Source organism: Mycobacterium sp. E1715 (assembly GCF_001667625.1).
Lineage (GTDB): Bacteria > Actinomycetota > Actinomycetes > Mycobacteriales > Mycobacteriaceae > Mycobacterium.
This window is the reverse complement of the sequence record NZ_LZJJ01000445.1, coordinates 1-7,517: the sequence shown is the minus strand read 5'-3', so window position 1 is coordinate 7,517 and position 7,517 is coordinate 1. Positions and strand designations below refer to the sequence as shown.

At 69.6% G+C, this 7,517-nt stretch carries 5 protein-coding genes and 1 pseudogene; 1 reads left to right on the top strand and 5 read right to left on the bottom strand.

Going from position 1 to position 7,517, the window contains the following annotated elements:
* The 3 genes and pseudogenes from A9X03_RS21945 to A9X03_RS21935 all read right to left on the bottom strand — a co-directional run.
* Nucleotides 1-792: pseudogene (locus A9X03_RS21945) on the bottom strand (type VII secretion AAA-ATPase EccA); the annotation flags it as partial.
* Between the two features lie 317 nt (nt 793-1,109).
* Complete coding sequence (locus A9X03_RS21940) at nt 1,110-2,588, bottom strand: PPE family protein (RefSeq protein WP_067757577.1); 1,479 nt, start codon at nt 2,586-2,588, stop codon at nt 1,110-1,112.
* 146 nt (nt 2,589-2,734) lie between these two features.
* A complete protein-coding gene (locus A9X03_RS21935) occupies nt 2,735-3,631 on the bottom strand; it encodes a class I SAM-dependent methyltransferase (protein ID WP_067757574.1) in 897 nt (298 codons plus the stop codon).
* A 135-nt stretch (nt 3,632-3,766) separates the two neighbouring features.
* Between A9X03_RS21935 and A9X03_RS21930 the strand changes: the two genes are divergently transcribed.
* Entirely contained in the window at nt 3,767-4,237 is a 471-nt protein-coding gene (locus tag A9X03_RS21930) for a DIP1984 family protein (RefSeq protein ID WP_067757565.1), read from the top strand.
* Nucleotides 4,238-4,512: 275 nt separating this feature from the next.
* Here the strand turns inward: A9X03_RS21930 and A9X03_RS21925 are convergent, their stop codons facing one another.
* Together A9X03_RS21925 and A9X03_RS29940 are read right to left on the bottom strand one after the other, a co-directional pair.
* Nucleotides 4,513-6,537, bottom strand: coding sequence for a serine/threonine-protein kinase (locus tag A9X03_RS21925; RefSeq protein WP_068262954.1), 2,025 nt, complete (start codon nt 6,535-6,537; stop codon nt 4,513-4,515).
* A 7-nt stretch (nt 6,538-6,544) separates the two neighbouring features.
* Nucleotides 6,545-7,517 (bottom strand): hypothetical protein (locus A9X03_RS29940; RefSeq protein WP_068262953.1); only part of this gene is annotated, 973 nt, incomplete at its 5' end.

Genomic DNA, 7,517 nt, shown 5'->3' with positions numbered 1-7,517 from the left:
GTACAGATCCTGGAGCACTTCGCTCGCCGACTCCTCGTCGACGTGCGCCCGCAACACCAGCGCCTTGGCCAGCGCCCCGTCGACCGCCGCGACCGCGACCGGACCGTCGGGCTCCTCCAGGTACGACAGCGCCGGGGCGAACATGCCCAGCCGCGCCAGCGCGGTCCCCAGGGCGATCCTGGCCGCGTGCGCGAACGCCTCGTCGAGCCCGGCGTCGTTCACGACCGGCGTCAGCAACTTGACGACGTCCGACCAGCGCTCGGCGCGGTAGTTGAGGACGACGGCGACCCAGCGGGCCTCGCGCCAGCTCGGGCGGCGCGCGGTCAGGCCGGTGACGATCTGGTCGGCTTCGGCGAGCCGCGCCGCATCCCCGGTCGACGCCAGGCCCGCCGCGTGGGCGAGGTGGAAATCGTCTGGGGTGGCGGCGCGGAACTGCAGGTACAGCCCGGTGTCATAGCGGAAGCCCAGTTCGCCCGGCGCCAGATCCACCTTCCGCTGCAACACCCCGGCCGTGCTCGCGGTGCGCGACACCGCCTCCAGCACCCGCAGGGACACATCGCCGGCGGCCGCGAGGCCCGTCCAGGCGTCGCACTGGTCGTGGGCGACCCGGGTCAGCGCGGTGAAGCCGGAGCGGGCGGCGGTCAGGTCGGCCGGGCGCTGGCGCTGGTAGACCGAGATGCCGAGCGCGCGGCAGCACGTGGCGAACCGGCTGACGACGTCGCCATCAACCCTGGCATCCGCACGTGAATTGACGGGCTGAGCGGCGAGCACGCCGGTGTCACCGAGTTCCACGGCCACGTCTCTCCATTTGTGTAGCCTCCCCTAACCTAACCCGCCTGAAGTTAGCATTGCATAAGCTAAGTGTCGAGGCGCGAGGGCCCGTCCGACTCACCACATCACTCCCAGCTCATCACCGCGAATGAGGGAGTTCAGGCGTACTCCCGTCCGCATTTTCGGTCCGTTCCCCCGGCTCCGACGGATCGGCGGGCCACCACCGGCCCCGCCGAGCGGCCCGAGCTTATCGAAAATCATTTTCATTAGCAATCCGAGAACGCAGCCAATAGTCGTCCGGCACGCCCGAAAAGTTCCGGCCCGCGGCGTGCGCGCCGCTAGTCCCCCTCCCAGGAGCCGGGCAGCAGGGGCAGCACGGGCCCACCGCCGAAGTCATCGCCGGTGAGCGTCGCCAGCCCGGTCGCCGCCCGGGCGGAACCCTTGCTCGCGGTTCCGGCGAAACCCAGGGCTCCGGCGCCCCGATCCGATGCGAGCGAGGAGCTGGCCGGCGCCGCCGGATCCTCGGGCTCGCCATCGGGGTCCAGATCCATGAACTCGTAGCCGCGGTAGCGATCTTGCAGGCCCGCCTGCCGGCGGCGACGCGCCCGCCGCTGCTCCCGAGCCGATGCCGCGGCCGCCGCCGTGGCCGCCGCGGAATCGGGCTCCGGCGCCTTGCGCGGCACGCCGGCACTGGTTCCCGAACCGAAACCCGCGGTCGGCCCGCCGACCAGGTATGGGAACGCGGCGCCTTCGACGCCGGCGGGGGGTGGCGACGGTGGGGCCGCGGGTGCCGGCGCCGAGGCCGGCGCGGGTGCCGGGGCCGAGGTCGGGGGCGAAGACGGTGCCGGCGCCGTGGCCGGGGCAGCGCTCGCTACAACCGGAGCGCGGCTGACGACTGGCGCATCGGGTGCCGGCGCCATCGGAGCCGGCGCAGCGACGGGAACTGGGGCAGGCTGGATTCCGGCCATCAGACTCAAGCCGGCTATGCCCCCCGCAAATCCACCCGGCACGATGAACGGCACGGCGGCGAGCTGTGGGAACGCCTGAAGGGCCTCGCCCACGTGGGTGAACTCGTCAGCGATGAGTCCGGCGGGCCCGAAAATGTCTTGTAGCAGATCCTCTAAGGCGTCGGCCGGGTCCGTGCGAAACTCCGCCAAATCTCTGGCTATGGTCTGGAAAACCTCCGTGAATCGGTTGATCCACCAGCTGAGCTGGTACGGGTTGCCGCCGTCGTTGTCGATGATTCCGTCGTCGTCACTGTCTTGGCCGCTGTCGGCGGCCTGCACGATTTGTGGCGCGGGCCCCGTTTGCGGCGCCGAAGCCACCGCGGCGGTGGAGACCGCCTGGTAGGTGGACATCGTGGTGGCCGCCTGGACCCACATCCGCGCGTAGTCGGCCTCGTTGACCGCGATCGGGATGGTGTTGATGCCGAAGAAGTTCGTCGCCACCAACACGCCGTGAACGGTGTGGTTGGCCGCCAACTCGGGCAGCGTCGGCATCGCGGCCAGCGCCACGGTGTAGGCCGTCGCCGCGGTCTCGTGGCGGGCGGCGGTCGCCGCACTGATGGCGCTGGCCCCCATCAACCAGGCGAGGTAGGGCGCGTGGGCGGCCGCGTACTGCTCGGCGGTGGGTCCCTCCCAGGCGCCGGCCTGCGCGGCGGCCAGGGTCGCGGAGAGCTCGTCCGCCGTCGAGGCGTACGTGGTGCTCAGTGAACTCCACGCGGCCGCGGCGGCCAGTAGGCCGGCCGGGCCGGGGCCACTGCTCAGCTGGGCCGAATGGACCTCCGGGGGCAGCGCCATCCACACCGGTGCGGTCATCCCGCGACTCCTCGCCGGGCTGAGACCGTGCCGCCCGGGCTGTTGGGCGGCACACCGATCAGCCCGGTATTAGTCGGGGGCGGGCACGCGAAAGTTCCCGCGCGGGATCAACTCATCGAGAACACATGAAAAGCCCGGGGGTCGGGTCAGCCCTTGACGGCGCTCACCAGCGTGTTACGCGAGACCATCGACCCGGCATCCGTGTCGGGCCCGGGCACCGGCCTGCCGTTCTGGGCCAGGAACTCGGCAAGCGGGGTGCCGACGGCGGTCCAGCCCCGGTCACCGAACCACTCCGTGGCCGGTGCGATCCGCTCGTTGTAGACCAACTGATAGAACGGACGCTCGGCACCGTCGGCGCGTTCCGCCTCGCGTTTGGCCTCGAAGTCGTCCTGGTCGAGCGGCGCGCCGTCCTCGACCGCGACGTGGCTGCCGGCGGCGGCCAGGTTGTCGATGCCGGTGAACAGCTGCTCCTCCGCGGCGGCCGGGAGGTAGATGAGCAAGCCTTCGGCTATCCACGCCGACGGCCTGGCGGGATCAAAGCCGCTGTCGCGCAGGGCCTGCGGCCAGTCGTCGCGCAGGTCCACCGCGATCTCGCGCCGCTCGGCCTTGGGTTGGGCGCCGTGCCCGGAGAGCACCTCACGCTTGAAGTCGAGGACCTGCGGTTGGTCCAGCTCGAAGATCGCCGTCCCGGCGGGCCAGTCCAGCCGGTAGGCGCGCGAGTCCAGTCCGGCCGCCAGGATGACCACCTGGCGCACGCCCGCGCCGGCGGCGCGGCGGAAGTACTCGTCGAAGTATTTGGTGCGGGCGCCCTGGAAGTCGACGAAATGCGCGCCCCAGTCCGGAGTCTTCAGCTGGTGGTCGGGGAGCTTGCCGTCGAGCACGTCGGCCGCCCACCCGCCCACGGCGCGGCAGAACAGCTCCGCATAAGGGTCGACGGCCAGCGGGTCCGGCTTCTGCGCCTCGAGCGCTCGGGCGGTCGCCACGAATAAGGCCGTCGAACCGACACTTGTTGTGATGTCCCAGGTATCGCCTTCACTACGCACGAATTCGACAGTACCGGCGGTCGGCGACCGGCGGCCGGTCAGTGGCCGGCCGCGGGGTCGGCGGAGGCAGCTGAGCAGCCTTTCTCGGACCTATCCTGGTTAGGCGGTTGCGCCGCCCACCGGAGGGGGAACATTGTGAAGTTGGCCGAGGCGTTGTCATTGCGGGCCGATGCGCTGCGGCGTATCGAACAGTTGCGCACACGCATCGTGAGCAGTGCCCGCTATCAGGAGGGCGAAGAACCCGCCGAAGACGCGGCGGCGTTGCTCGCCGAGGTCGAGGGCGTGCTGGGCGAGTACGAGGTCTTGATCCGGCGGATCAATCGCACGAACGCGGCGACGACGATCGGCGCGGACGGCACGCTGACCGACGCGTTGGCGCGCCGCGACGCTCTGCGCTGGCGTCACCATGTCCTCAAAAGCGCAGCGGACGCTGCTGCCGGGAGCTCCCAGCAGGGCTACTCTCGTCAACTGCGGTCCGAGCTAAAGATGTTGTCCGCCTTGACCGTTGCCGATGTGCGCGCCCAGGCTGATCAGGTGGCCCGCGAGCTTCGCGAGCTCGACGTGCGGATCCAGCGATCGAACTGGGAGGTAGACCTGTTGGAGTAAGGGAGCCGGGGTGTAGCAGGTAGGCGTCGCGGAGGCGCGCACGAGCCCTGGCCGGCGGGCCAAGTCCGGTCTCTCCTGGCGCACGAAGGGCAGTGCAGGGGGTTCGACTCCCTCCTCACATCGCAGCCCCGCATCGCGCACAGGTGACGGGGCACAGCGCACAGCACATCACCGCGTGCGGATCCGTGACGACGAGGGTGGGCACGGGGCATACACCGAGCGGATCCCACGTCCGAGTTCCGTGGCGGCCACGAATCGCGCAACATCGTTGCGGATCAGTGGATCTGGTTGCCCAGCTTGGCCACCAACGCGGTGTTGAGGTAGCTGGTGGCGGCCGGGCCGCCGGAGTTGAGGGCGACGATGGTGGCGGGGTCGTCGATGATGACCAGGGTGCCACCGAAACTGCTGTATCTGGCTGGCAGGCCGGCGTATCCCCCGCCGCCGGCAGCCGGGTCGGTGCGCAGCAGCAACATGACGTCGCTGCGCTGGGAGAGGTAGTCAGTGTCGTTGATGTCGAACGGGACTTGCGCCGGACCGCCGGGGCTGCGCTTGAAGTAGGAGTTGTAGGTGAAGCCGATGCTCTCCAGATAGCCGCTCGGCGGGGACGGGGCCGCGGCGGCGGTCGTGGCAGTGCCGGTGTAGTTGACCACCAGGACGGACTTGCCGGAAAAGGCGCCGTGTTCGGAGCGAACGGTGTTCTGCTCGGATTGCGCCTTGTCGATCAGGGTTTTCGCCGAGTCGGTGCGGCCGAGGGCGGTGGCGATCCAATTCAGCTGCGCCTGCCAGGTCCAGTCCTGGTTGTTGTCGGCGGGCTGGGCGAGAGTCGGCGCGATCGCCGACAGGGCGTTGTAGGTGGGCTTGTCGATGTCGCCGGTGTCGATGATGAGGTCGGGCTTGGTCGCGGCGATCGCCGCGGTGTCGGCGGCGGCGAACACCGGCGGGGACGAATGCATCAGGGGCTGCAGCCAATTCGGCACGGTCGCGTTGGCCGCGTTCATCAGGACGGGCTGGGCGCCCAGCGACAGGACGGCATCGGGATCGCCGGGCCCGAGCGCAGCGATGGCCATCGGGCGGTGCTCAAGCTTGACGGTGCCGAATTTCGTTGCGAGGGTTTGTGATTCATAGGGGCCCAGGCCGCCGCCGCTGCGGCCGAACAGGTGGATCCCCACGACGGTGGCAATGGCCAGCACCGCAACAACAACGGTCGCCGCTACGACCCGCCGAGTGCGTTTGCGCCGCTTGGCTTTCGGCGACCAGTCGGGTCCGCCGAACGAGGGCGGCATGCCGGTGAACTGTGGGGGCGCGCCGTGGTGCGGGGCCCCGACCGCCCCGCGCGGGTCATACGCGGGCCACCCGGGCGCCGGCGCCAGCCCGGGGGGCGCGGTCGGTGGATAGGTCACCGTAGGATTGGTCGGGTTGCTTGCCGGTGGCCCGCCGGGCCCGGGGAACGTTGTCGGCGCGGCGTTGTCGGTCAACGCGGCGGCGGTGGCGGCCGCCAGCGCGCCGGCGGTTTGGAAACGCTCGGCGGGGTCTTTGGCCAGCGCCCGGGCGATCACCTCGTCGATCTCGCGGGGCAGGGCCGGGTTGATGTCGGTGGGGCGCGGGACGGGCCGCATCAGGTGTCCGGCCAGCATGGCCGACAACGAGTTGTCCTCGTAGGGGGTGCGGCTGGTCAGCAGCCTGAACAGGGCGCAGCCCAGCGAGTAGATGTCGCTGCGCGGATCGGCCGCGCGGCCCTCGATGGTTTCCGGTGCGGCGTAGGCGGCGGTGCCGACCATGGAGCCCGTCGCGGTCAGGGTGGTGGCGTCATCGAGGGCGCGCGCAATGCCAAAGTCCGCCAACAAGACTCGTTCATGGCCGCTGCCCGGCGCCGAAACCAGGAAGTTCCCGGGTTTGATGTCGCGGTGCAGCACCCGCCGCGAATGCGCATAGTCGAGCGCGGCGGCGACGTCGGTGACGATGCGCACGATGCGGGCCGGGGTGAGATTGGCGCGGTCCAGGTCGTTGGCCGCGGTTCCCTCCACGTACTCCATGGCGATCCACAGGTGTCCGTCGTCGGTCTCGCCGCGGTTGTAGACGCGAACGATGTTCGGGTGGTTCAGAGTGGCGGCCAGGTCGGCCTCGCGGGTGAAACGGACCCTGAATTGGTGGTCCACCGACAGCTCGGCCGACAAGATCTTCAACGCATCGCTGCGGGGCAGCGTCGGGTGGCGGGCCAGATACACCGTGCCCATCCCCCCGGAGCCGAGCACACCTTCGATGCGGTATCCGGCGATGACCGTTCCGACGGCGAGAGGCATCAGGCGCTCATTTCCCGGTGAGCATGCGATATTGGGCGGCCATCATCTGGTGCAGGGCATTCTCTTGTTCGTTTTGCATCTCGTAGGCATAGCGGTCCGCGCGTGCCACACACCAGTAGCCCAGCGCCTCGTTGAAGCATTTCGCCTTCGGCATGCCGGTGATTCCGCCGACTTGGTGCGGCCCGGTCATATCGTTGACGATGCGCGCGGCCGCGCCGGCATCGGGGGTTTGATAGACGCGGGTTTCCAGGACGTAGGCAACCTGCTGCACGTTGGCGGACTTGAACAATGCCTGGAGGTGCACCGGGTCATCGGCCTCCAGGTGCAGCGCTCCGTGCGCGTCATAGACGCCGTCGTTGATCGACTCGTTTTCCCGTCGGGGCGCCACGGTGTGCGCCATCAGTCCCTCGGGATCCAACGGCAGCGCGGCCATCCGATCCGGCGGCGTGGGCTTGAAGGCATCGACCATGGGCTGCTGCAGATCCAGTGTGGTGGCCACCAATTGCGCTGCGAGATCGGCGGTGTTGGCCGACGTCGCCGTTTGGGCGAGCAGGTATTGGCCGTGGGCGCTCAGCGCGGTCACCGAAAAGCGTGGGCCCCCCGGGGCCGGATACTGTGCGGTCCATTGGAAGGCCAGCGCGGCCGTCCCGGGGTAACGCGGAATCGAAACGGGCTGGGTGGGAAGCGGTTTGCTGTCGAACGGCATCGTCAAGGTGGTGCCCTTGGCGACCATGTCGGCGACCGCGGCGGTCGCGTCTGCCGGGCTGGTCAGCTCGAGCACGATGTTCAGCAGGCCCTTGTACGGGCCTTTTTCGGTGTGACGCGAGCTGGAAAACCCGGCCAGGACGTTATGGCCGCGCAGCGCATCTCCCATCGGGATGCCCAGCAGCGCGTTGACCGTGTCGGTGTCTTTGACCACGCCGGTATCGATTTGGGCGTAGTCGGTCAGGTCGCGATCGACTTCCCAGGGGCCGACGACG

What these genes read in the sequence shown, in the direction of transcription:
- A9X03_RS21940 (WP_067757577.1), bottom strand. Translation starts at nt 2,588, where the DNA reads ATGACCGCACCGGTGTGGATGGCGCTGCCCCCGGAGGTCCATTCGGCC.
- A9X03_RS21925 (WP_068262954.1), bottom strand. Translation starts at nt 6,537, where the DNA reads ATGCCTCTCGCCGTCGGAACGGTCATCGCCGGATACCGCATCGAAGGT.